The sequence below is a fragment of the Ferrovibrio sp. genome (genome assembly GCF_964218355.1).
GTDB lineage: Bacteria > Pseudomonadota > Alphaproteobacteria > Ferrovibrionales > Ferrovibrionaceae > Ferrovibrio.
Map to the genome: position 1 here is coordinate 23,791 of NZ_CAXPMC010000017.1, position 24,330 is coordinate 48,120.

Consider the following 24,330-nt stretch of genomic DNA (forward strand, 5'->3'; position numbering starts at 1 on the left):
CCCGTGTCGGACAACACCTACGGCCGCCTGTTCCGCGTCACCACCTGGGGCGAAAGCCACGGGCCGGCACTGGGCTGCGTGGTCGACGGCGTGCCGCCGCGGGTGCCGCTTTCCGAGGCCGACATCCAGCACTGGATGGACCAGCGCAAGCCCGGCTCGTCGCGCTTCGTGACCCAGCGGCGCGAACCCGATGCCGTGAAGATCCTGTCCGGTGTCTTCGAGGGGCAGACCACGGGCACGCCGGTCTCGCTGCTGATCGAGAATGTCGACCAGCGCTCGAAAGACTACGGCGAGATCATGGACAAGTTCCGTCCCGGTCATGCCGATTATGCCTACTGGGCCAAATACGGCATCCGCGACTATCGCGGCGGCGGGCGCAGCTCGGCGCGCGAGACGGCGGCGCGCGTGGCGGCCGGTGCGGTGGCGCGGCAGGTGCTGAAGACCCTGCTGGGGCCGCAGGTCGCGATCCGCGGCGCCCTGGTGCAGATCGGCGAGAAGAGCATCGATTACGGCCGCTGGAACTGGGCCGGCACCGAACAGAACCCCTTCTGGTGCCCGGACCCGCAGATGGCGATGGAATGGGAAGACTATCTCGACGGCATCCGCAAGGCGGGCTCTAGCGTGGGCGCCGTGGTCGAGGTCCATGCCAGCGGCATGCCGGCGGGCCTCGGCGCACCGGTCTACGGCAAGCTCGACACCGAACTGGCCGCGGCGATGATGAGCATCAATGCCGTCAAGGGCGTCGAGATCGGCGCCGGCTTTGCCGCCGCGCGGCTGACCGGCGAGCAGAATGCCGACGAGATGCGGCTGTCGGAAGACGGCCGGCCGGATTTCTCGTCCAACCATGCCGGCGGCATCCTCGGCGGCATTTCCACGGGACAGGACATCGTGGTGCGCTTCGCGGTGAAGCCGACCTCGTCCATTCTGTCGCCCCGCGCCACGCTGGACCGGTTCGGCCGCGAGACCGAGATCGTCACCAAGGGCCGCCACGATCCCTGCGTCGGCATCCGCGCGGTGCCGGTGGGCGAAGCGATGATGGCCGCCGTGCTGGCCGACCAGCTGCTGCGGCATCGCGGCCAGGTCGGGGGCTTTAAAACGGGCTTCGATCCGCGCTAGGCTTGCCTCCATCTACGGAGGAAATGCCATGAGCCAGCCGAAACGCGTCCACGCGCTCGATATCCCGGTCCCGGCCCGCACGGAGCTGGATGCGGATACCCAGGCCTATTTCGCCAAATGCGACGAGAAGATCGGCTTCGTGCCGAACGTGCTGCTGTCCTATGCCTTCGATGCCAAGAAGCTGCGCGCCTTCTCGGACATGTATAACGACCTGATGCTGGCGCCGTCGGGCCTCAGCAAGCTGGAGCGCGAGATGATCGCGGTGGCGGTCAGCAGCATCAACCACTGCTTCTACTGCCTGACCGCCCATGGCGCGGCGGTGCGCCAGCTGTCGGGCGACCCCAAGCTGGGCGAGCTGATGGTGATGAACTGGCGCAGCGCCGAGCTGACGCCGAAGATGCGGGCGGCGCTGGAATTCGCCAGCAAACTGACCGAAAGCCCGGACAAGATCGTCGAGGCGGACCGCCAGGCCCTGCGCGATGCCGGCTGGAACGACCGTGACATCTGGGATATCGCCGCCACCGCCAGCTTCTTCAACATGTCGAACCGCATGGCCGCCGCCATCGAGATGATGCCGAACGAGGCGTATCACGGCAGTTTCCGCTGAGACGGCAGCAGAGAGCCTGCCGGCTTGACCTTGCGGCAGCGCGGGCGGAGACTGCGTTTCACGCACCGCCGCCCTGATTCACCGGGATTCGCCTGCCTGTGTTCGATATCGCCAAGCTGCAGGTCCTGGTCGTCGACGACCTGAAGACCGTCCGCGACATAACCCGCGCGCTGCTGCTGGATCACGGGATCGGCCGGGTCGAGACGGCGGAAGACGGTGCGCCGGCCCTGGCCTTCCTCGACCGCCTCGCCGCCGCGCGGGAAAACGGCGCGGAAGATGCCGCCTGCGACCTGATCCTGCTCGACCTGAACATGCCCGGCATGGACGGCATCGAGGTGCTGCGGCACCTGGCCGACCGCCGCTTCGCCGGCCATGTCGCCCTGTTCAGCGCCGAAAGCGCCCGCGTGCTGCGCACCGCCGAGGCGCTGGCCCGTGCCCACAGCCTGAACCTGCTCGGCATCCTGCCCAAGCCGCTGACCCGCGATGCCGTGCAGGCCCTGCTGGCGCGGCTGCGCGACGGCCGCGCGCCGCAGGCGCAGCCGGCGCTGGCGCCACCCGACGAGATGGAGCTGCTGGATGGCATCCGCCGCGGCCAGATCGAGATCATGGTGCAGCCGAAGGTCTTCATGCGCTCGGGCCGGCCGATGGGTGCCGAGGCCCTGGCGCGCTGGCGGCATCCGGAACGCGGCCTGCTCGGCGCCGGCCAGTTCGTGCCGCTGGCCGAGAACGGCGCCGCCGCCGAACCGCTGTTCGATGCCACCCTGGGCCAGGCCCTGCGCGTGGCGGCGTCATGGCGGGAGGCGGGACTGGAGCTGCAGATGGCGGTCAACCTGTCGACCGCCAATCTCTCGCGCCTCGACCTGCCGCAGCGCATCACCGCCGCCACCGCGGAAGCCGGCCTCGCGCCCGGCGCCATCCTGCTGGAAGTGACCGAGAGCCGGCTGATCCACGATGTCGCCGCCGCGCTGGAAGTGCTGACCCGTCTGCGGCTGAAGGGATTCCAGCTGGCCATCGACGATTTCGGCACCGGCTATTCCTCGCTGGAACAGCTGCAGCGGATTCCCTTCGAGGAGATGAAGATCGACCGCCAGTTCACCGGCCATGCCGCCCATGATCCGGCGGCACGCGCCATCGTCTCGTCCAGCATCGGCCTCGCCCGCAAGCTCGGCATGGTCACGGTGGCCGAGGGGATCGAGACCCGGGCCGACTGGGACTGCGCCGCCGGGCTGGGCTGCGACATCGCGCAGGGCTTTTTCATCGCCCCGCCGCTCAGCCCCGCCGCGCTGCCCGGCTGGCTGGCCGGCTGGCAGGGCCCGCCGGCCGCCTGACACCGACAGGCGGACACCGGCCCCCTTCGCCGGCAGCCGGCGACGCCTCCGTATACGGCACAATGCCCGCGCCGCACCCCTGCTGCTTTTTAAGCCATTGTGACAATTGCCTGTGTTCCGGGCGCAACACCCCTGCCCAGCTTCGCGGCTGCAGCATGGTACGTCGGCGAACAATCTGTCGCGGAATCCGGCCGGCCGACTCATAAAATTGCCAAGCCCATGAAATTGCAGGGGTTAATAAAAATATATGCTTTTCCTCTTGCGCTGCACGCGTCCCCGCGGTACTTATTGCATCGCAACAAGCTTCCGGTTTGTTGCATGCCCTTCTCGGGCGTTTCCTCCCTAGACTTGGGCCGCGCTTCACTGCGCGGCCCCTTTTTTTCTCAGAACCGGCCAACGGGCCGCCCGCGTATACGCAGCGGACCGCGCAGGGCATCACCGGCGGCCGGGAGGAAATGGCACCGCAGCGGGCAGCCTGACCGCCGCCACACGCAGGGAGTGCCGCGCCCGATGAGCCGGATCAGCCACAGCTTTCTCCGCTTCCGCCAGGAATGGTTTCCGGATGTCCCGCGCGAGCTGCTCGCCGGCCTCGTGGTGGCACTGGCGCTGATCCCCGAAGCGATCGCCTTCTCGATCATTGCCGGCGTCGACCCCAAGGTCGGCCTCTACGCCTCCTTCTGCATTGCCGTGGTCACCGCGATCGCCGGCGGCCGCCCGGCGATGATCTCGGCCGCCACTGCCGCCACCGCCGTCGTCATGATCACCCTGGTGAAGGAACATGGCCTGCAATACCTGCTGGCGGCCACGATCCTGACCGGCCTGCTGCAGATCGGTGCCGGCCTGCTGCGGCTCGGCACGCTGATGCGCTTCGTTTCCAGTTCGGTGATGACCGGTTTCGTCAACGCGCTCGCCATCCTGATCTTCCTCGCGCAGCTGCCGGAGCTGGTCGGCCATGGCTGGCAGACCTGGGCCTTCGCCGCCGCCGGCCTCGCCATCATCTTCGTGATGCCGCGCATCACCACGGCAGTGCCGGCGCCGCTGGTCTGCATCGTGCTGCTGACCGCCATCGTGATGGCCGGCGGCGATTTCGGCCTGCGCAATGTCGGCGACATGGGCGCCCTACCCGACACGCTGCCGGTCTTCCTGCTGCCCGATGTGCCGCTCGATCTCGACACGCTCGGCATCATCTTTCCCTACGCGCTGACCATCGCCATGGTCGGCCTGCTGGAATCGCTGATGACGGCGAAGATCATCGACGACTACACGGAAACCCAGAGCGACAAGAACCGCGAATGCGTCGGCCAGGGCTTCGGCAACATCGCGTCGGGCCTGTTCGGCGGCATGGCCGGCTGTGCCATGATCGGCCAGTCGATGATCAACGTCACTTCGGGTGCGCGCGGCCGGCTCAGCTGCCTGGCGGCCGGCATCTTCCTGCTGATCCTGATCGTCGCGCTCGGCGACTGGGTGAAGCAGATTCCGATGCCGGCACTGGTGGCGGTGATGATCTTCGTGTCGATCAAGACCTTCAAATGGGAGTCGCTGAAAAGCCTGGTCACCCACCCGAAAAGCTCCAGCATCGTCATGGTCGCCACCGTGATCGTCGTGGTTGCCACCCACGATCTTGCCAAGGGCGTGCTGACCGGCGTGCTGCTGAGTGCGGTTTTCTTCACCCGCAAGGTGGCCCGGCTGGTGGCGGTGGAATCGGTGCTGAATGCCGAGGAGACCGAACGCCGCTACAGCGTGCGCGGCCAGATCTTCTTCGCCTCGGCCGATGCCTTCGCCTCGGCCTTCGACCTGTTCGAGCCGCTCGAACGCGTGGTGATCGACGTTTCCGCCGCGCATTTCTGGGATGTCACGGCGGTGGCCGCGCTTGACCGCGTGGTGCTGCGCTTCCGCCACAAGGGCGTTGCCGTCGAGGTGATCGGCCTGAACGAGGCCAGTGCCACCATCGTCGGCCGCCATGGCCGCCACGACAAGCCCGGCGCCCTCGGACACCAGCCGGGCCACTAGCCGCCGCCGGCCGGCTGGCCGGAAGCCGCCAGTCAGAAGGCGCCGGTCAGAAGCGGCGGTCAGATATCCGCTGCCGCGTCGGCCTCCGGCGGCGGCGGCACCGCCAGGATCTTGTCGATCCGCCGGCCATCCATGTCGAGCACCTCGAACCGCCAGCCGGCCCAGTCGGTGCTGTCGCCGGCCTCGGGCAGGCGGCCGAAGCGTTCGAGCAGGAAGCCGGCCATGGTGTGATGCTCGCCCTCTTCCGGCAGATGCAGGCCGAGGCGCTCGGCCGCGTCGCCGCGCGGCAGCAGGCCGTCCAGCAGCCAGGAACCGTCGCCGCGGCGCAGCGCGCCCGGCGTGGCCGCATTGCCCGGCAGGGCGAAGCCGCCGGCAATCGCCTCCATGATGTCGGCCGGCGTGACGATGCCTTCCAGGCTGCCGAATTCGTCGACCACGAAGGCCATGCCGCCGGGCGACCGCTTGAGCATCGCCAGCGCGTCGAGGATGTCGGCGCTTTCATGCACCGCCGGCACCGGCTGCAGGTAGGCCTGCAGGCCGTCGGCGGCGAGCCGGTCGCGGCCACCATCGAGCAGGGCATCGAGCACCGCCTTGACGCTGACCACGCCGAGCGGTTCGTCGATGCCGCCGCGCGCGGCCGGCAGGCGCAGATGCATGGTGCTGCGCAGCCGCGCGACCTGCGCCTCGTGCGGCGCCGACAGGTCAAGCCAGTCGATGTCGCGGCGCGGCGTCATCACCGCGCGCACCGGCCGGTCGCCCAGCCGCATGACGGCCGCGATCATGCGGCGCTCTTCCGGCTCGACGGTGCCGGCGCTTTCGGCCTCGGCGACCAGATGGCTGATCTCTTCCTCGCTGACCGCCTCGCGCACGTCGCGACCCAGGCCCAGCAGCCGCATCAGCAATGCCGAGGAGCGTTCCAGCAGCCACACCAGCGGCGCGGCAAGGCGCGCCAGCACCGTCATCGGCCAGGCGACGATGGCGGCGATGCGCTCGGGATTCCGCAATGCCAGCTGCTTGGGCACCAGCTCGCCGGCAATCAGCGAGGCATAGGTCACGCCGCCGACCACCAGCGCGAAGGCGATGGTGTCGGCCGCCGGCGCCAGTTCCGGCGGCAGGATGGCTGCCAGCCAGCGGCCGAAGGGACCGGCGAGGGTGGCGCCCGAAAAGGCGCCGGCGAGGATGCCGACCAGGGTGATGCCGATCTGCACCGCGGACAGGAAGCGCCCCGGCTGCGCCGCCAGCGCCAGCGCCAGCTTCGCGCCGCGGCTGCGCTGCCGCCTGGCCATCGCCTGCAGCCGCGCCTTGCGCGCCGAGACCACGGCGAGTTCGGACATGGCGAGGAAGCCGTTCAGCAGAATCAGCAGCGCGATCAGCGCAAGGTCGAGCCAGTGGGTCATGGCCGGGGGATCATAGCCGGCCGACTATAGGAAAAGCCGGCCGCCACCGCCAGCCGGGCCGGCCGCTGGCTGTGCAGACTCGGGGCACACGTCTGAAAGTGGTCTATATGATGTGGATATATTCTGAAAAGTTGAGAATGATTCGACTCATCAAATGAATGGTTGCTATTATCCCCCTCAGGTTGCAGTGAGGGGGGCTCATGTGACCATACCCGTCAATACGGTCTTTCTCGCCATCCAGGCCGGGGTGCGGCTCTACCAGGGCCTGCGCAGCGCCTATGTGAACTCGGTGCGCAGCGCCGCCATCACCCTGCCGCTGCCGCGGGCGCCGGGTGCGGCTGGCCTGACCGAAATGATCGACTGGTTCACGGCCGTGGCCCGGCCGGAACACAGCCCGGAACCCGGCTCGCCCCTTGCCGCCATCCTCGCAACGGGCGCCAACACTCCCGACGCACTGACCGCCGACGAAAGGCTGCTGCTGCGCCAGGCCTACGATGTCTGCTGGGCCGAGGAAAACGGGGCGCCGGACACCACCGGCGCCAGCCTGCCGAGCGCGGCATTCTTTGCCCTGGTGGAGGTTCGGCAATGGGCGAAGGGCCAGGCCGGTCAGCCTGTCTCGACATTCCAGGCCATCGCCGGCACGCTGATCGACACGGCGGTCTTCTGGTTCGCCGGCAAGCCCGGCGCCATTTCGGAGAAACACCCCGAGGGGCGCGCGCTGAAGGCCTTCCTGACCGGCATCCAGTCGGTTTCGTTCGCCACGGTTCCCGCCGGCGAAATCTTTCCCCGGCTGATGATCGGGGTGCTGCAGGCCGTGGAGGCCGAGCCGCGGCTGCTGGCCGGCGGACAGAAGGAGGAGGCGCTCGTCCGGAATGTCTCCCGGGCCCTGGCCGAAGCGGCAACCCTGCGGCTGAGCGGCGGAAACGGCCCCACCAGCGAGGAAATCGAAGGCGCCGCCGTCTGGGTGCAGCAGCTGGCCGGCATCATCCTGAAGGCAGGGGCCGATACCGTGCTGGCCGATCCGGCGCTGTTCCTGGGTGTGAAGGGCGGCAGCGAGGCCGCCGTCACCAAAGAGATCGGCGGCGCCCTGCTGAACCTTCTCGTTCCCGTACCCGGCGGCGGAGTGCAGCTGCAGGCGCTGCTGTCCGGCAGCGGTGTGGAAACCCTGGCCCGGGCTTCGCTGGCGGCCGTGGGCCGCCACCCCGGCGTGCTCGGGATCGGCAGCAGGCCGAACGGCGTGGAAAAGCTGCTCGCAGAGCTGGCTGCCGATTTCTCGCAGTTCCATGCAGACAGCAACATCGGTGCCGCCTTTCCGGCGATCGCCGCCCTAGTGCTGCAGCGGACGGCGGAGAATCTCGATGCGTTATGGGGCGCCAGCGACCGCGGCGATCCGGGGAAGAACCTGCTGGTCATTGCCAGCCGGCAGGTGCTGGCCGCCCTGCAGCAGGCAACACAGGGCCGGCCGGAAGCCCTGTTCTCCAAGACACAGATCGCGGCGCTGATCGATGCGGTTCTGGCCGAGGTCACCGCCAATCCGCGCTGGGTGACCACGCGGTCCGACGAGATCGGCGGCACGCCCTGGCTGGCGGCGGCCATCGAGGCCGCGCTCGGCGCCCTGGCAGGAAAGAGCGCCTTCTCGCTGACCGGCGCCGACCGGCTGGCGATCCTGCAGGCGGCGCTGACCGCCGCCGGCCGCCGGCTGGCCCTGCTGCGCGCGCTGCCGGCCGGCGGCGGCGGCGACATCCCGATCGCCGCCATCATCGACGCCGTCTTCGCCGGCCTCGCCAGGCCCGGCAGCGAGGACGCGGCATGGCGACTGGCCCGCGGCAGCGTCGCCGTCGCCCTGCTGGACATCGCCTTCGACCGCTTTGCCGGTTTCCCGGCCGGCGATGCCGGCCTGCCGGGACAGATCGCCGTGCTGCGCAAGGCGGTCGACGATTTCGCCGCCGGCAGCATCGACCTGGACGGCTTCGCCGCGCAGCTCGGCAACGGCCTCAGGGCCGCCGGCTAGCCGGAACAGTGGAGGAAACGATGCCTGCGCCCCATGCCAGCCGTCCCGTTCGCCTCGCCGGTGCCGTCGCCCTCGCTTTCAGCCTGCTGCTCGGCGGCTGCGGCGCGCACCGGCTGTCGCAGGCACAGGATGCCTTCTCGAAAGGCGCCGAGCTGGAAAACCGCGCGGCCGCCCTGTCGGCCGACAGTATCGCCGCCTATGGCTCGCCCTTTGGCTATTACCGGCAGGCCGACAGCATCCTGCGCAGGGATACCGACGAGCGGAAAGACGACCTGCAGCAGGACGGCCTGCTCGGCACCGCCTATGCCCTGCATGCCCTGACCCTGTGGCGCATGGCCGACCTGTCAACGCTGGACCCGGCGGAGCCGGGCAGCACCGACGGCACGGATGCCGGCGACCGCCTGTTCGCAGAGGCGATGCAGAAGAAGCTGGCCGCCGAAGCCCTCGCCGGCCAGCTCGGCCCGCGCGACGGCTTCATGCTGGCAATCCTTCCGAAGCTGCGCGACCACGACAAGGGCATGCAGGTGCTGGCCGGGAACACGGCGCCAGGCGCCAGGCGCGCCCATGCATTCTTCAAAAGTGCCTTCGAGGGCGTGCAGGCGGCGCTGGATTCCGGCAGCCTGCCAGCCAATCACGGCGTTCTTCTCTATGCCCGCATGGTGCAGCTGCAGACCCTGGTCGCCTGGACCCAGGCAATCGGCCGTGCGCTGGACGACCAGCAGCAGCGCCTGCGCTGCCGCAATGCCTGGATCATCCCGTCCCTGAACAGGGTGCTGAAGGATTTCGGCGAGGACCTGAAGACCCGCGGCATCGCCGAGCCCGGATTCATCAGCCAGAGATTCAGGGCCATGGGACTGAACATGCCCGCAGGCGGCGACCCGATCCCGCTGTACCGGACCGACAGTTCCGCCGGTCCCGCCGCCTGCACCGCCCTGTCCTGATCGCGCCTTCCTGACCGCGGAGCCGCCGCCATGTCCGCACCAGCCATCGCCCTTCCGCCGCCGGTCTTTCCCGGCATCACCCTGGCCGAAGGGGCCGGACGCGACGAGGCGGCGCGCGCGCTGGTGCGGCAGGTGCAGCAGCGGCTGAATGCGCTGGGCTGCGGGCCGGTGGCCGAGGACGGCCTGTTCGGCCCGCGCACCGCGGCCGCCGTGCGGCTGTTCCAGGCGCGTTTTTCCGATGGCGACGGCCAGCCGCTGAACAGCGACGGCGCGGTCGGCCCGCTGACCTGGCAGGCCCTGTTCGGCAGCGATGCGGCCCCGCGGCCACGGGTGCCGCCGCCCGCGGCCGCGGCAAAGCCGGGGGATGCCCTGGTGGCGGCGGCGCTGGCCATCGCCGGCGGGCTGGTCGGGGTGCGCGAGCAGCCGCCCGGCTCCAACCGCGGCCCCGAGGTCGACCGCTATCTCGAGAATGTCGGCCTCGATCCGGCGACCGGTTCGTATCCGTGGTGCGCCGCCTTCGTCTACTGGTGCTTCACCCAGGCCAGCGCGGCACAGGGCGTGGCCAATCCGGCGATCCGCACCGCCGGCGTGCTCGACCACTGGCGGCGGGCCCGGCTGCGCGGCATCCGCTGCATCGCCGCCGCCGACGCGATCGCCGCGCCGGGCCTGGTGCGGCCCGGCCAGCTGTTCCTGCTGTCGACCGGCGGCGGCACCGGCCATATCGGCTTCGTCGAGGCGGTGGCGAACGGCAAGCTGGTGACCATCGAAGGCAACAGCAACGACGGCGGCGCGCGCGAGGGCATCGGCGTGTTTCGCCGCGACCAGCGCCGCATCGGCCAGATCAGTCTCGGTTTCATCGATTATGCCACCGGCATGGAGGTGTGACATGCGCCACCGGTTCCCGACATCCTGCCTGCAGTCCGCGCTGCTGCTGCCAGTCCTGCTGCTGCCAGCCCTGCTGCTGACTGCATTGCTGCTGTCCGTCCTGCCGGCGGGCGGCGCGGCGGCCCAGGAGGCGCCGAAGCCGCCGCCGACCTTTGCCATTGCCGGGCCGGGATCTTACGGCCTGGGCGACGCGCTGGTGCTGGAACTGCGGCTGGGCCGCGGCGTGACCATCGATCCGCGCCGGATCACCCTGCTGCTGGATGGCGAACCGGCCGGCCTGGTTCCGCAATGGGCGCCGCCGCACCTGACCTTCCGGCTGCAGCGCATCGACAGCCAGGGCACGGCGGCCGGCAACCGGGCCTTATGGGAGCGGCTGCTGGCCGAACCCTATGCCCGGCAGCGCAGCGTTGCCGTCGCGCTGCGCAATGGCGACGAGGCCATCGCCTTTGCCGCAAAACCGGAAGACAGCCCGGCCGCCGCCACCGGCATCACGCTGGTCAAGTATGACGGCTGGCAGATGGCGGGCGGCCTGCTGCTGGTGGTGCTGGCGGTCGGCGGCGTGATCTGGTTCGGCCGCAGCAGCGGCATGCTGCGCGATGCGCCGGTGCCGCAGATGCCGGTTGCGGAGCGGAGCTTCAGCCTCGGCCGCTGCCAGATGGCGGTCTGGTTCTGCCTGATCCTCACATCCTTCCTGCTGATCGCCATCACCCTGCAGGACCTGAACTCGATCACCACGCAGAGCTTCATCCTGCTCGGCGTCTCGGCGGGAACCGGCCTTGCCTCGGTGGCCATCGACAACAGCCGCACCGAGGCCCGGGCCGCCATCGACGCGCTGGCGGCGCTGGGCCTGAAGACGCCGGAGGATGTGGCGGCACTGTACAGCCGGGCCGCCGCCGAGCCCGGCGATGCCGGCGCACGGGGCCTGCTGGAAACCTACCGGCAGACGGTGGCGCCCTATCGCAGCGGCGGCTTCTGGCTCGACCTGCTCACCGATGCCGGCGGCGTCACGCTGCACCGGTTCCAGATCGTGATCTGGACCGTGGTGCTGGGCGCGATCTATGCGGTGCAGGTCTATACCAGGCTGAAGCCGCCGGATTTCGGCGACAACCTGCTGATCCTGATGGGCATCACCAGCGGCATCTATCTCGGCTTCAAGCCGGCCGAGAAGCACGGCTGACACGGCCGGGCCGACCGGGCACGACTGACCGGCCCGCCGGCCTCAGCCCTGGGCGACGGCTTTCGGCAGCTGGTCGATCAGCCACTGCAGGGCCGCCATCTCGGCATCGGCACTGGCGCCGGCACTGGCGCCGGCCGCCGCATCCTCCGCGGCCGGGCTGCCGGCCGATTGCGGAGCTGGTGATGGTGATGGTTTCGGCTGGGACATGACGGAATCGGGTTGCGGGCGGGACGGGTCGGAACGGAGCCTGGCGGGTGCCGGCACGGCCGGATCAGCCGGCCAGCAGATTGCTGCAGGCGCTGGCGACGCCGTCCACCGCCGTGTCGCTGCCCGGCATCACGGCCCAGTGGGCGGCGAGCTCGCGGCGTTCGCTCCAGCCGAGATCGGCGGCTTTCGGATCGGCGATCAGCGCCTGGGCGGCGCAGATGCGGGCCTGCACGGCGACGCTGGCCATCTCGGTACGCTGCTGGGCGGTGCTGCTCAGCACCTGGAAACCGCCGATATTCGTGGCGATCGGGCCGGCCACGAGGCCGATGGCGAAGGCGATGGCGAGCGGCTTGATGCTCTGCCATTGCTGCATGAGGCCGGGCTTGCCGGCGGCGGTCTGGGGCGATTGGGCCATGATGCCCTCCTGTCTGGGTTTTTCACATTGCGGCGAAAGGGCGGCCTGCCACGCCGCCCCCTGCCATGGCCCGCCCGCATCGCGGGCGGGGCTCTGTTCAGCGGGATGCGTCGCCCTGCTGGGCCGGCGGCGCCTGGGTCTTCGGGGCTTCGGCGGCCGGCTGCTTGGGCGGCTGCGGCTCGGCCTGGCCCTGCTGGGCCTCGGCGACCTTCTTCTCCATTGCGGCGAGCGGCTTGGCCTGATTCTGAGTCTGGGTCATCGGATGACCTCCTGGTTACATGGCAAATATTTGCCATGGCCGGATACTACAGATATTCCGAAAAAATGCAATAAAAATAAATACTTACTCATGAATTCCAGAGATTTTTATTGCTGTTTTATTAGCTAAGGGACCGGAATTGCTGCCTGATATTATTTTTTATTTGAATTGATCCGGAGAACTACTTTCAGTCTATTCCGCGCGTTTCGCCCGCTGGTCGGCCAGATGCCGGCGCCATTGCGCGCGCAGGGCCGCCGGCCGTTCCGGATAGCGGTCGTCGAGGAATTCGGGCTCGGCGATGCGGTCGGCGCGGAAATGGCGGAAATCTCCGCGCAGCTCGCACCAGGCGGCGATGATCCGCACCGTGTCCATGAAACCCAAGGTCACCGGCCAGACCACCCGGCGCGAGGCGGCGCCCTTCGCGTCGGTATAGGCGAAGGCGAGCTTGCGGCCGAGCCGGATCTGCACCCGCAGGGCGGCAAGGTCGAGGCCGTCGGCCGGGCGTTCCGACCAGGGCGGCGAGACCAGCGCCGCCGGCTCGGCCAGATAGGGCCGCAGCTTTTCCGGGATCGCCGCCTCGATCTTGGCCAGCAGGTCGCGGGCGGCCCGGGCCAGCGCCGGATCGCCCTGGTGGCCGACCCATTGCGCACCCAGCACGGCGGCCTCGATCTCGTCGGGGGTCAGCATCAGCGGCGGCATGTCATAGCCCCCGTCCAGCACATAGCCCATGCCGGCCTCGCCGCGGATCGGCACCCGCTGGCCGATCAGGGCGGCGATGTCGCGGTAGACCGTGCGCAGCGAGCATTCCAGCTCGGCCGCGATCGCCTCGCCGGCCAGCGGCGCGCGGGCACGGCGCAGGATCTGGATGATCTGGAACAGGCGGTCGGCGCGGCGCATGGCCCTTCGTCTTTCTCATGGAGGCGCAGGATGCCGGATGGCTGCTGACAGCATGCTGTCAGCAGCCGGGGCGTACAAGGACAGTCAGGCCGCCAGAGGCAGATTGCGACATCACCAGCACGAGACAGACAGCGCGGCACCGCCTGCGCGAGACCGACAGACGGAGAGCCAGAGATGAGCCGGATTCCTTCCCCGCAGGCCGCCGCGCCCCTTCACGGTCCGGTCGCCGCCCGCAATGCCCGCCATGCCGATCCGATCGTGCTGTACGGCTTCGGCCCGTGGCTGGGCCTGCCCGATGGCAGCCCCTTCGTGCTGAAGACGGAAATCCAGCTGAAGATGGCCGGCCTCGCCTATGTGAAGGACCTGACCGGCTTTGCCCGGGCGCCGAAGGCCAGGCTGCCCTATCTGCGCGACGGGCTGGAGATCGTGCCCGACAGCAGTTTCATCCGCTGGCATATCGAGCGCAAATACGGCCTCGATCTCGATGCCGGGCTCGGTCCGCGGCAGCGCGCCGAGGCGTGGAGCATCGAACGCCTGCTGGAAGACCATCTCGGCTGGGCGGCGACGTGGTTCCGCTGGATTCCGGCGGAGAATTTCGCCGCCGGGCCGGCGCGGTTCTTCGATGGCGCGCCGCCGGAACTGCGCGACGACCTGCGCAACGCGGCGCTGGCCCGGCTGGCCACCGGCATGCAGGCCCAGGGCATCGGCCGCCACAGCATGAACGAGATTGCCCAGCTCGGCATCCGCTCGCTGGACAGCTTTGCCATGCTGCTGGGCGGCCGCGACTTCCTGTTCGGCGACACGCCGACGGCCACCGATGCCACGGCGGCCGGCCTGCTGGCGGCGCTGGTGGTGCCGGACCTCGACTCGCCCCTGCGCCGCCGCGCCCTGCAGCTCGACAATGTCACCGATTACGTGACCCGCATGATGGCGCGCTATTTCCCGCCGGTGGGAATTCCTGTGGGTGTGCCGGTGGTGAGGGAAAAAGAGAAAGCAGCGGAGGTGGCGTAAAGCAAGGAAGCGCAGCACAAATGAAAACCCCCGCAGCAATGCGGGGGTTTTTCTTATGATATTGCCGGCAACGCTGTTGGAGTGGAAACTTGATTTAGTGCTTTATAAAGGTCCTTCGCTTTCTCCAAACGATTCCCCTGCGCCTTGTCAGGCTTGCGCTTTGCAGTTTCAACCCAAGGGTTATCATAACCTTGCGTGGAGAGGAACGCAGCTGTTGCAGCAAGCTCCAATTCAATTGGGTCTGCATGCACAACCTTTTGAACAAGCCCAGCCCTATCGTTAGCGCCCGAGGCCTCACCGGAGGGCTTTAATCGATAGATAGAGTAAACCCCTCCCCAAGAGGCAGGCCGCTCCTCCTCATCAATAAGACCAAGAATGCACGCGTTTCTTACAGCAAGGGCCAAATCTTCGCTGTAGGGGCCGTAGTGGCGATACTCGAAAGGAAACCCTCCCCCCATACCCGCCAGCTCCAAAAGGTAGGCAATCTTTTGCAGGCGGGTTCGCCCAACTATCTCCCCACCCGCATCTCGAATAATGTCGATAGCTTTATCGACATCCCGTTTGCTAGAGATTTGATTTTCCATGCTCAACCCCACTTCTGATAACATCATCAATATATTTGCGAGCTGCATCGTCGTTGTTGGCGGCATAGAGTCGAAAGACTTTAAACGGCTCTATAGCGGCAACCACGTGTGACTTCTCGACAATGTCTACTGAGCTTTGCTCCGCGACTCTTATTCTGATTTGATTCAGAGGCCCTTTAGACTCTTCCACTCGCTTGTAGGGAACCCGGGAGGTCATGTCTTTCAGAATTCGCTTCTTGTTAGATTGACTCTCTTCATTCCAAACATCGACCTTCAGAAAAATTTCTGAGCACACAGCGTCAACTGTCGAACCCAGAGTTTTACGGTCAGCTTGCAAGTCGGGATTGCCCTCCAATAAAGCCGCCTCGATTCTCTCTCTTGCATCTACACACTTATAGAGCTGACGGTCCCTAAGTCTTCGAGAGAACTCTGAAATTCCCTCATCTTTTGCTGTCGCCATTAATGACAACGCCCCCCAAATGACTGTGTCATCAAGGGCCAATGCGTTCTCCAGGCTATCCGGATTCTTTGCAAATTTTATAATTGGGTGGACCTCCGGCAGACCTGTGCGGTCCACCGCGTCATTCATAGAAAAAAGAATTGTTTGATATATGAGTTCACTAAAAATCTTCTCAGCACCGCGAGTAGCTTTGTGCAAATACAGAGTTGGGTATAACTGAAATAGGGCGAGAACGAATGTTTCCGCCGCATGTATTGCTTTTGAGCCAAGAACAAAAGTTTTTCGGTTCCCAACCGGAGTATCGTCAACCCCGTACGGAACATCCCCGACTTCTAGATTTGCTAGAAGCCAATCAAAATCGATTGCGCCAGTTTGGGTTCCCGCCATGAGTCGGTCGCGACGCATATAATCCAATCTATCTGCATCAAACTGGCTCGAAACAACGGCGTTGTATATATTCTCTGCACTTTCGCCACCGATAACATTGGCGACCTCTTCCGCGAATCCCAAGCCGAGATTCTTCTTTAATACGTCAGAAATCTCACTCTCTCGAATCAACGCTACGCTTACATGCTCATGATGGGCCATCTTTAGCTTAAGCCGCTTGCCTACATCCTCAAAAGCATGACTAAAGGGCCCGTGCCCAACGTCATGTACTAACGACGCGGCCAATGCGACATTCTTCTTGTGCGGACTGCCATCCTTCGAGACGGCCAACCGCTGATCAATCACATCCACCAGCTGACGAGCCGTGTGAAAAACACCAACGCTATGTGCGAATCTCGAATGGGTCGCGCCTGGGTAGACAAAATCTGAAAATCCCAGCTGTTTGACGCGCCGCAACCTCTGAAAAGGGGGCGTCTGAATGACATCCCACATCGCGTTGTCGAGCTCTTCAGCTCGAAATTCGATGAGCTTGTGTAGCGGGTCTAGAATGCGTTGGGGCTTATACACGATACATGTCCGTATTTGCTTTCCGCCCGATTCGTCAATCTGCTTCTATAAGAGCCGCATAAGCCGTTAACAGGACTTGCACAAACCTTATGTTCATTGTATGTTCTTGTCAAGATATCGCGCTCTTGCCCATCGTGAATCCGTCTACATACCCGCGCATGCGCGACTGCTATCGGTGATATCAGTGATAGCGCCGGCGGTCGGAAACGGGCCGGGATGAACCGCTGCGAACCGGGATGAACCGAAACGAGCTGTCCGGAACCGTCACGAACCGTGACGAACCCAGACGAACCGACGCGAACCCAGACGAACCGGCGCGAACCGCCCGGAACCGCCATGAACCGGAGGGATGCCGTCACCGCCCCAGCAGGCCGTCCCACATCTGGCGGAAGCCGCCGGCATCGGGCGGCGGCCGTTCGCTGAGCCGTTCGGGCGCGCCCAGCGGGCGGTGCTGCGCATCGAGGCGGAAGCGCAGGCCCCAGAAGCCGAGCGCGCTGTCGCCCGGCAGGCCGTAGCGGTAGTCGCGGGCTTCGACCACATGCCCGCCGGGATTGTCCGCCGCCGCATCGGCCAGCACCGTCCAGTGCAGCTTATCCATGGCGAACCAGTGGAAGACCCGGCCCGGTTCGGTGGCCAGCACGGCGGCCACCGCGGCGGCCGCGCCGGCATCCTGCCGCTCCTGGCGGGCGAAAGGCTGCCAGCGGATCGGCCGCGCGTCGAAGGGCGAGGCGAAGCCGACCAGGATCTCGTCCGGCCGGTCGGCCACGAGGCGGCGCCAGAAGGGCTGCAGCAGGGTGGGATAGGCCGCCACCGCCGCCTGCGGCAGGCCCGCCGCGGCCAGTTCGCGGCGCGCGCGGTCCTCCATATGCAGGCCGGCGCCCCAGGCCATCAGCGTGTAGAGCAGCACATAGGACAGCGCCAGCCGCGCCGCCCGCTGCGGCCGGTCGGTGAAGCGCAGGGGCAGCGGCACCTCGGGCATCTTCGCCAGCGCGCCCCAGAGAAACACCGCCAGCAGCGGCAGCGAATACAGCGGATCGATGATCGGCATCGCATTCACCGCGAAGCGCACGGTGCTGAACGGCGCCAGCAGCTGGGTGCCATAGGCCGTGAACAGGTCGATCAGCGGATGCGTCGCGCAGGCCAGCGCGCCCAGCCCCATCCAGGCCTGCCGGCGCTCGCGGTCGATCTGCGGCGCGCCGCCATAGCCGCCGCCGGCCCGGCCCAGCCGCCAGATCAGCCAGCCGAGCGCCGCGCCATAGACCAGGGCCACCGGCACCGCATGGCTGATGCCGCGATGCTGCTGCCAGGCCAGAACGGGGCCGCCGATCCAGCCGGCCACCACGTCGAGATCGGGCACCGAGCCGAGGATGCCGCCGGCAATGGTGGCGCGGCGGCCGAGAATCCGGCGATAGCCCGCCTGGGCCACCACGCCGCCAAAGAGAATCTGGGTCACGCTGTCCATGCGGCCATAAAGGCGGCAGCCCGCAAAAAAGGCAAGCCGCCCGCCCGGTTAGGCAGCGGCGGCCGGGCCGGCAGCGGACCGGCAGCGGGAGGCCGTACCGGATATGCACCGGGCTTGCGGGCGGCGCGGCGGCTGGCTATCGTGCGCGCCTCGCCTTCGGGCGCATACGAACGATCATCCCCGGGAGGGAACAGGGCGTGAGCCAGCCGGCCAGCCACAGAGCCGCATTTCCGGCGCAGGAAACTGCCGCCCCCGCGGTGCGGCTCAGCGATCTCGACATCACCTTTCACCTGCAGAACGGCCAGACCCACCGCGCCGTGCGCAACATCGCGCTGGATGTGGCGCCGGGCGAATTCGTCGCCATCGTCGGCCCCACCGGCTGCGGCAAGTCGACCCTGCTGAATGCCGCCGCCGGGCTGCTGGTGCCGTCGGCCGGGCGCGTCGAGATCGACGGCGCCGGCCTGGCCGGGCTGAACGCGAAGGCCGGCTACCTGTTCCAGGCCGATGCGCTGATGCCGTGGAAGACCGCGCTCGACAACGTCGCCGTGGCGCTGGAACCGCAGGGCGTGAACCGCGCCGAGGCCCTGCAGCGGGCCCGCGACTGGCTCGGCCGCGTCGGCCTGGCCGGTTTCGGCGACCGCTATCCACATATGCTGTCGGGCGGCCAGCGCAAGCGCGTCGCGCTGGCGCAGATGCTGATCCGCAACCCGGAAATCCTGCTCATGGACGAGCCCTTCGGGCCGCTGGACGCGCAGACGCGGCAGATCATGGGCAACCTGCTGCTCGACCTGTGGGCGGCCGACCGCAAGGCCTGCCTGTTCGTCACCCATGACCTGGAAGAGGCCATCGCCCTGGCCGACCGGGTGGTGGTGATGTCGGCCGGGCCCGCCGCCGGCATCGTCGGCGATTACCATGTGTCGCTGCCGCGGCCGCGCGACATCGCCGAAATCCGCATCGAGCCGGCCTTCCACGACATCCACAAGGCGATCTGGTCCACCCTGCGCGTGGAAGTGCAGAAGGCCTATGCCCAGGGCGAAGCCCGGCAGGGAGAACAGAAACCATGAGCCGCCCGGTCAGCCGCCCCGTCCTGCTGGCGCTGCAGGTGCTGGCCGGCCTCGCCTTCCTGCTGGTCTGGCATCTGCTGACCACCATTCCCGTCGGCGAGAAGGGCAAGCCGCTGTTCGATCCCTTCTTCTTCTCGACGCCGCTCGACGTGCTGGCCCGCACCTGGAAGGATTTTGCCTCCGGCGAGATCTGGCGCCATCTCGGCATCACGCTGCTGGAAACCGTGCTGGCCTTCGCCACCGGCGCCATCGGCGGCATCCTTCTCGGCTTCGCCTTCGCCCGCCGCGAATTGCTGGCTGCGGTGTTCGATCCCTATGTGAAGGCCGCCAACGCCCTGCCGCGCGTGGTGCTGGCGCCGATCTTCGCGCTGTGGTTCGGGCTCGGCATCTGGTCGAAGGTGGCGCTCGGCTTCACGCTGGTCTTCTTCATCGTCTTCTTCAACGTCTACCAGGGCGTGAAGGAAGTCAGCCCCACCGTGCTGGCCAATGCCCGCATGCTGGGCATGAACGAACGCCAGCTGATGCGCCATGTCTACTGGCCGGCGGCGCTGACCTGGATGTTCTCGTCGCTGCACACCTCCGTCGGCTTCGCCCTGGTCGGCGCCGTGGTCGGCGAGTATCTCGGCTCGGCCGGCGGCCTGGGCTACAAGATCCACGAGGCGGAAAGCGTGTTCGATGTCACCGGGGTGTTTTCCGGCATGCTGGTGCTGGCCCTGTTCGTCATCGTCATCGACACCTTCGTCACCCTGATCGAGCGGCGCCTGCTGAAATGGCGGCCCGACAGCGCGGCGGCGACCAGTCGCACGGCCTGATTTCACAAGACGCGTCAAGACAACAGAAACGGAGGAAACACCGATGCAGTTCAAGTCGATCATCGCAGCGGCAGCCATCGCGCTGGCCGCCGCCACCGGCAGCGCCCAGGCGGCGCCGGAAAAGAGCAAGCTGACCCTGGGCGTCGGCGGCAAGCCGCTGCTGTATTACCTGCCGCTGACCATCGCCGAGCAGAAGGGCTACTTCAAGGAACAGGGCCTCGATGTCTCCATCAACGATTTCGGCGGCGGCTCGAAGGCGCTGCAGGCCCTGCTCGGCGGTTCCGTCGAGGCGGTGACCGGCGCCTACGAACACACCATCCGCATGCAGCAGAAGGGCCAGGACATCCAGGCGGTGATCGAGCTTGGCCGCTTCCCCGGCATCGTGCTGGCGGTGAAGAAGTCCCATGAGGGCAAGGTGAAGACCGCGGCCGACCTCAAGGGCATGAAGATCGGCGTCACCGCGCCGGGCTCGTCGACCAACTTCTTCGTCAACTACCTGATCGCCAAGGCCGGCGGCGACCCGAAGGCCTCCGCCTTCATCGGCGTCGGCGGCGGCGCCGGCGGCGTGGCGGCGATCGAGAAGGGCGAGATCGATGCCATCTCGCATCTCGATCCGGTGATCTCCAAGCTGCAGGTCGACAACAGCGTGTTCATCCTCGCCGATTCCCGCACCGAGGCCGGCACCAAGGCGATCTTCGGCGGCTCCAACCCGGCCGCCGTGCTGTATCTGAAGGGCGACTTCATCAAGGACAACCCGCAGACCGTGCAGGCCCTGGTCAACGCCTTCAGCAAGGCGCTGAAGTGGCTGGAGACCGCCAAGCCGGAAGACGTGGTGGCCACGGTGCCGGAAGCCTATTATCTGGGCGACAAGCCGCTCTACATGCAGGCCGTGAAGAATTCCATGGAGACCTATTCGAAGACCGGCATCATTCCCCAGGCCGGCATGGAAAGCGCCTATGGCATGCTGGCGAAATTCGATGACGACCTCGCCAAGGCGAAGATCGACCTGTCGAAAACCTTCACCGACCGCTTCGTGAAGGCCGCCCGGTAATCCGGACACCTGTCAAAGGCGGCGGCCGGGATGGCGACATCCCGGTCGTTTTTTTTGACCGGCCGTCCTAATTTTGCCGCCGCCTGCGAATCCGGTTGACGCGCCCTCGCGGCAGTTATAATTGGCGAATGGGGTTCCTTGAGACATTGCCGGCACCGCTGACCGCCCGCAGCAAGCGCTTTCTTGCCGTCTGGCATGGCTGGCGCGGCAGCCGGCTGCTGCCCGAGCGCGGCGATATCGACCGGGCGGCGCTGGGCGACCTGGCCGGCACCTGCCTGCTGCTGAACGTGCGCGGCCATGACGACATCAACATCGACTGGGTGGGCGACGAGATCACCCGCCAGATCGGCGTCGACCTTGCCGGCTGCAACTATCTCGACCTGACCTCGCGGGCCAACCGCGCCTGGCGGGCGCATCTGACCCTGGCCCAGATGGCACAGCCCTGCTCGGTGGCGATCTATTACTGGCTGCGGCTCGGCAGCGGCGACACCCTGCCGGTGGAATTCGTCAGCGGACCGCTGCGCGAGGACGGCGCCAGCCATGCCAGCCTGATCCTGTGCTGCGCCTCGGGCCTGACCGGCAGCGAAGCCGAGCCGGTGGCCGTCGATCCCGATTCCTATCAGGAAGGCGACGGCATGCGCTTCATCGATATCGGCGCCGGCATGCCACCGATGATCCCGGCCCAGCGCCAGGAAGCGCGGCCCGTACAATAGGGCCGGCAGGACCTACAGCGATTCCAGCAGATAGCGGCGGTGCTGCGGCTGCACCGGGCGGGCATTCAGCGCGAACAGCGTCGCGAACTGGCGGATCTGCGCGGGCGATGCCGTGATGGGCTGGCGATAGACGCTCCAGACCACACCTTCGGAGCAGGGCGGCGTGGTCAGCGAGCCGGCATAGCGCAGGTAATGACGGTCCATGGGCAGCAGCGAATCCGGGCGGATGACGGTGCTGCTGGCCACTTCCGGCCCGGGCTTTGCCGGCATCTGGTCGAAGATCGGCTTCAGCACCATGTTCTCGGCACCGGGCATGATGAAGACGCCGAGCACGGCGAGCCCGCCGGCGGCCGACCGGTGCACGAAATGGCATTCCATGTCGAAGCGGCGGCCCGACAGCAGATGCTCGCTCGGGTGATGGAAATGGAACTGCAGCAGGTCGTGGATCACGCCGTCGATCCGGCTCTGGCTGCCCGGTGCGCAGTTGACCTGGATGGTGTGGCCGTTGTTGACGATGCGCAGCGGCATGGCGCGGAAGGCCGTCTCGATATGGCCGGTCTGCGCCGGCACCGGCCAGCGCAGGTCGATCGGGCTCTGGTCGCGGCCGGTGGCGCAGGTGCCGAAATCCGGCGACAGCGTCCCCCAGTGACCGGGGCCGGCCATGCCGTCATATTCCCAGTGGGGTGCGGCATGGGGCATGTCGGCCTTCGGCATCGGCTGCCCCATGGGCTGTGCCATGGGCTGGGCAGTGCCATGGCCGGCCATCGGGCCGGCATTGATATCGGTGGCGAAGGCCTGCCCGGCCAGGCCGGCGCAGACAGGACAGGCCGCGGCGGCGGCCAGCGACTGCAGCACGCGGCGGCGCGACAGCATGAGCGGATTGTGCGGGTGATGCATCGGGAACTCCCCTGAATACGGTTGCAGCCGTTTCCGGATCCCCTTCAGACTCGCCGCTTAGGTCCGGCGGCTCAACTGTTTTTTCGGTAACACCGCAGGCGGAGGAATTTCAGCCCTCCAGTTCCTCGCGCAGCAGCTCGAGTTCCAGCCACTGGTCCTCGGCCGCCGACAGCGCCGCCTCGGCTTTCGCCAGACCGGCGCCGGCTGCCTGGAATTTCGCCGGGTCGCGGGTGAAGAGTTGCGGATCGGCCAGGGCCGCCTGGTGCCGCGCGATCTCGGCGTGCAGGGACTCCATCTGCGCCGGCAGCGTTTCCAGCGCATGCTTGTCCCGGAAGCTGAGCTTGCGCCGGCGCTCGTTCTGCGCGGCGGCCGGCTTCGGATCTGCCTTCTTCGCCGGCGCCGCCTCTGCATCCTGCCGTGCGGACGCGCCCCGGCTTTCCACGCCATGGCCGCGCTGTGCCACCATGTCGGCATAGCCGCCGGCATAGAGCTGCCAGCGCCCCTCGCCCTCGAAAGCCAGCACCGACGTGCAGACGCGGTCGAGGAAGTCGCGGTCATGGCTGACCAGCAGCACGGTGCCGGGATAATCGGCCAGCATTTCCTGCAGCAGGTCCAGCGTCTCGAGATCGAGATCGTTGGTCGGTTCGTCCAGCACCAGCACGTTGGAAGGCTTCGCCAGCGCCCGGGCCAGCATCAGCCGCCCGCGTTCGCCACCCGACAGCACCCGCAGGGGCGTGCGTGCCTGTTCGGGTGCGAACAGGAAATCCTTCATGTAGCTGATCACATGGCGCGGCTGGCCATTGATGGTGACCTTGTCGCTGCCGCCGGCCAGCGCATATTGCAGCGTGGTTTCCGGATCGAGCGCCTCGCGCTTCTGGTCCAGGGTCACCAGCGCGATATTCTCGCCCAGCCGCACGCTGCCGGCATCGGCCTTCAGCTGGCCGGTGAGGATGTTCAGCAGCGTGGTCTTGCCGGCACCGTTGGGGCCGACGATGCCGAGCCGGTCGCCGCGCAGCAGTTTCACCGACACATCCTGCAGCACCACGCGGTCGCCGAAGGCCTTCGCCACACCCTTCGTCTCGGCGATCAGCTTAGACGAGGTTTCCGCCTCGCTGACCGTCATGGCCACGCTGCCGGCCACTTTGCGCTGCTCGCGGCGTTCGCGGCGCAGGTCCTGCAGCGCCCGCATGCGGCCCATGTTGCGCTTGCGCCGGCCGGACACGCCATGGCGCACCCAGTCGAGTTCGGCGACGATCTTGCGGTCGAGCTTGTGGCGTTCGGTCTCTTCCTGTTCGAGCAGCGCGTCGCGCCAGTCCTCGAAGGCGCCGAACCCCTGGTCCAGCCGGCGCGTGCTGCCGCGGTCGATCCAGACGGTGGCGCGGGAGAGATTGGTGAGGAAGCGGCGGTCATGGCTGATCAGCACCAGCGCCGAGCGCAGGCCCTGCAGCATGCCTTCCAGCCATTCGATGGCCGGCAGGTCGAGATGGTTGGTCGGCTCGTCCAGCAGCAGGATGTCGGGCTCCGGCGCCAGCACGCGGGCCAGCGCGGCACGGCGCGCCTCGCCGCCCGACAGCCGCGCCGGGTCTTCCGCGCCGGTCAGGCCAAGGCCCTCCAGCAGGGTGCGCGCGGCATGGCGATCATCGCCCGGCCCGAGCCCGGCCTCCACATAGGACAGGGTGTCCTTGTAGCCCGAGAGATCCGGCTCCTGCGGCAGGTAGCGCAGGGTCACGCCCGACTGCAGCACGCGGTCGCCGCCATCGGCCTGCACCATGCCGGCGGCAACCTTCAGCAGGGTCGACTTGCCCGAGCCGTTGCGGCCGACCAGGCAGAGGCGGTCGCCCGCGGTCACCGACAGGTCGGCACCGTCCAGCAGCGGCTGGCCGCCGAAGGTCAGGTGGATATCGCGCAGGATCAGAAGCGGGGGGGCCATGGCAGTCCTCAGCAAGGCCCGGGTGATAGCAATCCCGGTCGGCGCAAGGAAGGGTTTCGAACAGCCGCCCACCTCTAAAAATTGAGCGCGCGGGCAGATGTGTGCCGGAAAGGGTGCATTATGGAAAAGCAACCTTCTGGCG

General features: G+C 67.3%; 23 protein-coding genes. 13 read left to right on the top strand and 10 right to left on the bottom strand.

Annotation, left to right across the window (positions count from 1 at the left end; all coding sequences use genetic code 11):
- Positions 1-3: 3 nt before the first annotated feature.
- The 4 genes from aroC (at position 4) to ACEQZY_RS11705 (ending at position 5,061) form a co-directional block, all read left to right on the top strand.
- On the top strand, positions 4-1,116 hold the full coding sequence (aroC, locus tag ACEQZY_RS11690) for a chorismate synthase (RefSeq protein ID WP_370154488.1): 1,113 nt from the start codon (positions 4-6) through the stop codon (positions 1,114-1,116).
- Positions 1,117-1,144: 28 nt separating this feature from the next.
- A complete protein-coding gene (locus tag ACEQZY_RS11695; RefSeq protein ID WP_341705582.1) occupies positions 1,145-1,723 on the top strand; it encodes a peroxidase-related enzyme in 579 nt (192 codons plus the stop codon).
- A 98-nt stretch (positions 1,724-1,821) separates the two neighbouring features.
- Positions 1,822-3,051: an EAL domain-containing protein gene (locus ACEQZY_RS11700; protein ID WP_370154492.1), complete on the top strand. Its 1,230-nt coding sequence runs from the start codon at positions 1,822-1,824 to the stop codon at positions 3,049-3,051.
- A 510-nt stretch (positions 3,052-3,561) separates the two neighbouring features.
- The gene (locus ACEQZY_RS11705) at positions 3,562-5,061 is read left to right on the top strand and encodes a SulP family inorganic anion transporter (RefSeq protein WP_370154494.1); all 1,500 of its coding nucleotides are present in this window, start codon (positions 3,562-3,564) and stop codon (positions 5,059-5,061) included.
- A gap of 59 nt (positions 5,062-5,120) precedes the next feature.
- On the opposite strand, the gene ACEQZY_RS11710 is transcribed toward ACEQZY_RS11705, so the two are convergent.
- Entirely contained in the window at positions 5,121-6,458 is a 1,338-nt protein-coding gene (locus ACEQZY_RS11710) for a hemolysin family protein (RefSeq protein ID WP_370154497.1), read from the bottom strand.
- Between the two features lie 202 nt (positions 6,459-6,660).
- Here ACEQZY_RS11710 and ACEQZY_RS11715 point away from each other — a divergent pair, with 202 nt between their 5' ends.
- From ACEQZY_RS11715 to ACEQZY_RS11730, 4 genes are read left to right on the top strand one after another with little or no spacing between them, the layout of a single operon-like run.
- Positions 6,661-8,469, top strand: a complete 1,809-nt coding sequence (locus ACEQZY_RS11715; protein WP_370154500.1) for a hypothetical protein — start codon at positions 6,661-6,663, stop codon at positions 8,467-8,469.
- Positions 8,470-8,489: 20 nt separating this feature from the next.
- Entirely contained in the window at positions 8,490-9,410 is a 921-nt protein-coding gene (locus ACEQZY_RS11720; RefSeq protein WP_370154503.1) for a hypothetical protein, read from the top strand.
- A gap of 30 nt (positions 9,411-9,440) precedes the next feature.
- A complete protein-coding gene (locus ACEQZY_RS11725; RefSeq protein WP_370154506.1) occupies positions 9,441-10,295 on the top strand; it encodes a peptidoglycan-binding protein in 855 nt (284 codons plus the stop codon).
- A 1-nt stretch (position 10,296) separates the two neighbouring features.
- Positions 10,297-11,472, top strand: coding sequence for a hypothetical protein (locus tag ACEQZY_RS11730; protein ID WP_370154509.1), 1,176 nt, complete (start codon positions 10,297-10,299; stop codon positions 11,470-11,472).
- A 42-nt stretch (positions 11,473-11,514) separates the two neighbouring features.
- Here the strand turns inward: ACEQZY_RS11730 and ACEQZY_RS11735 are convergent, their stop codons facing one another.
- The 4 genes from ACEQZY_RS11735 to ACEQZY_RS11750 all read right to left on the bottom strand — a co-directional run bounded on the left by ACEQZY_RS11735 (position 11,515) and on the right by ACEQZY_RS11750 (position 13,250).
- Complete coding sequence (locus ACEQZY_RS11735; RefSeq protein ID WP_370154512.1) at positions 11,515-11,679, bottom strand: hypothetical protein; 165 nt, start codon at positions 11,677-11,679, stop codon at positions 11,515-11,517.
- Between the two features lie 64 nt (positions 11,680-11,743).
- Entirely contained in the window at positions 11,744-12,094 is a 351-nt protein-coding gene (locus ACEQZY_RS11740) for a hypothetical protein (protein WP_341705075.1), read from the bottom strand.
- A 97-nt stretch (positions 12,095-12,191) separates the two neighbouring features.
- On the bottom strand, positions 12,192-12,353 hold the full coding sequence (locus tag ACEQZY_RS11745; RefSeq protein WP_341705076.1) for a hypothetical protein: 162 nt from the start codon (positions 12,351-12,353) through the stop codon (positions 12,192-12,194).
- 192 nt (positions 12,354-12,545) lie between these two features.
- Positions 12,546-13,250: a YafY family protein gene (locus tag ACEQZY_RS11750; protein WP_341705077.1), complete on the bottom strand. Its 705-nt coding sequence runs from the start codon at positions 13,248-13,250 to the stop codon at positions 12,546-12,548.
- 174 nt (positions 13,251-13,424) lie between these two features.
- Here ACEQZY_RS11750 and ACEQZY_RS11755 point away from each other — a divergent pair, with 174 nt between their 5' ends.
- Positions 13,425-14,261, top strand: coding sequence for a glutathione S-transferase C-terminal domain-containing protein (locus ACEQZY_RS11755; protein ID WP_370154515.1), 837 nt, complete (start codon positions 13,425-13,427; stop codon positions 14,259-14,261).
- A 53-nt stretch (positions 14,262-14,314) separates the two neighbouring features.
- Here ACEQZY_RS11755 and ACEQZY_RS11760 read toward each other — a convergent pair whose 3' ends face one another.
- The 3 genes from ACEQZY_RS11760 to ACEQZY_RS11770 all read right to left on the bottom strand — a co-directional run bounded on the left by ACEQZY_RS11760 (position 14,315) and on the right by ACEQZY_RS11770 (position 17,712).
- A complete protein-coding gene (locus ACEQZY_RS11760) occupies positions 14,315-14,845 on the bottom strand; it encodes a hypothetical protein (protein ID WP_370154518.1) in 531 nt (176 codons plus the stop codon).
- Positions 14,826-16,259 (bottom strand): HD domain-containing protein, encoded by a 1,434-nt coding sequence (locus ACEQZY_RS11765; RefSeq protein WP_370154521.1) that lies wholly within the window; start codon positions 16,257-16,259, stop codon positions 14,826-14,828. The genes ACEQZY_RS11760 and ACEQZY_RS11765 overlap by 20 nt, the downstream gene beginning before the upstream one ends.
- A 355-nt stretch (positions 16,260-16,614) precedes the next feature.
- Positions 16,615-17,712 carry a metal-dependent hydrolase gene (locus ACEQZY_RS11770; protein WP_370154523.1) on the bottom strand — a complete coding sequence of 366 codons (1,098 nt, stop codon included), beginning with the start codon at positions 17,710-17,712 and terminating at the stop codon, positions 16,615-16,617.
- 206 nt (positions 17,713-17,918) lie between these two features.
- Here ACEQZY_RS11770 and ACEQZY_RS11775 point away from each other — a divergent pair, with 206 nt between their 5' ends.
- From ACEQZY_RS11775 to ACEQZY_RS11790, 4 genes are all read left to right on the top strand, one after another.
- The gene (locus ACEQZY_RS11775; protein ID WP_370154525.1) at positions 17,919-18,785 is read left to right on the top strand and encodes an ABC transporter ATP-binding protein; all 867 of its coding nucleotides are present in this window, start codon (positions 17,919-17,921) and stop codon (positions 18,783-18,785) included.
- Positions 18,782-19,597: an ABC transporter permease gene (locus ACEQZY_RS11780; protein WP_341703271.1), complete on the top strand. Its 816-nt coding sequence runs from the start codon at positions 18,782-18,784 to the stop codon at positions 19,595-19,597. The genes ACEQZY_RS11775 and ACEQZY_RS11780 overlap by 4 nt, the downstream gene beginning before the upstream one ends.
- 43 nt (positions 19,598-19,640) lie before the next feature.
- Positions 19,641-20,648 carry an ABC transporter substrate-binding protein gene (locus tag ACEQZY_RS11785; protein ID WP_370154528.1) on the top strand — a complete coding sequence of 336 codons (1,008 nt, stop codon included), beginning with the start codon at positions 19,641-19,643 and terminating at the stop codon, positions 20,646-20,648.
- Positions 20,649-20,776: 128 nt separating this feature from the next.
- Positions 20,777-21,361 carry a PAS domain-containing protein gene (locus tag ACEQZY_RS11790; protein WP_370154531.1) on the top strand — a complete coding sequence of 195 codons (585 nt, stop codon included), beginning with the start codon at positions 20,777-20,779 and terminating at the stop codon, positions 21,359-21,361.
- 12 nt (positions 21,362-21,373) lie between these two features.
- Here ACEQZY_RS11790 and ACEQZY_RS11795 read toward each other — a convergent pair whose 3' ends face one another.
- Both ACEQZY_RS11795 and ACEQZY_RS11800 read right to left on the bottom strand, forming a co-directional pair.
- Positions 21,374-22,258, bottom strand: a complete 885-nt coding sequence (locus tag ACEQZY_RS11795) for a carbonic anhydrase (protein ID WP_370154534.1) — start codon at positions 22,256-22,258, stop codon at positions 21,374-21,376.
- A 109-nt stretch (positions 22,259-22,367) separates the two neighbouring features.
- Entirely contained in the window at positions 22,368-24,188 is a 1,821-nt protein-coding gene (locus ACEQZY_RS11800) for an ABC-F family ATP-binding cassette domain-containing protein (RefSeq protein WP_370154537.1), read from the bottom strand.
- Positions 24,189-24,330: the final 142 nt, after the last annotated feature.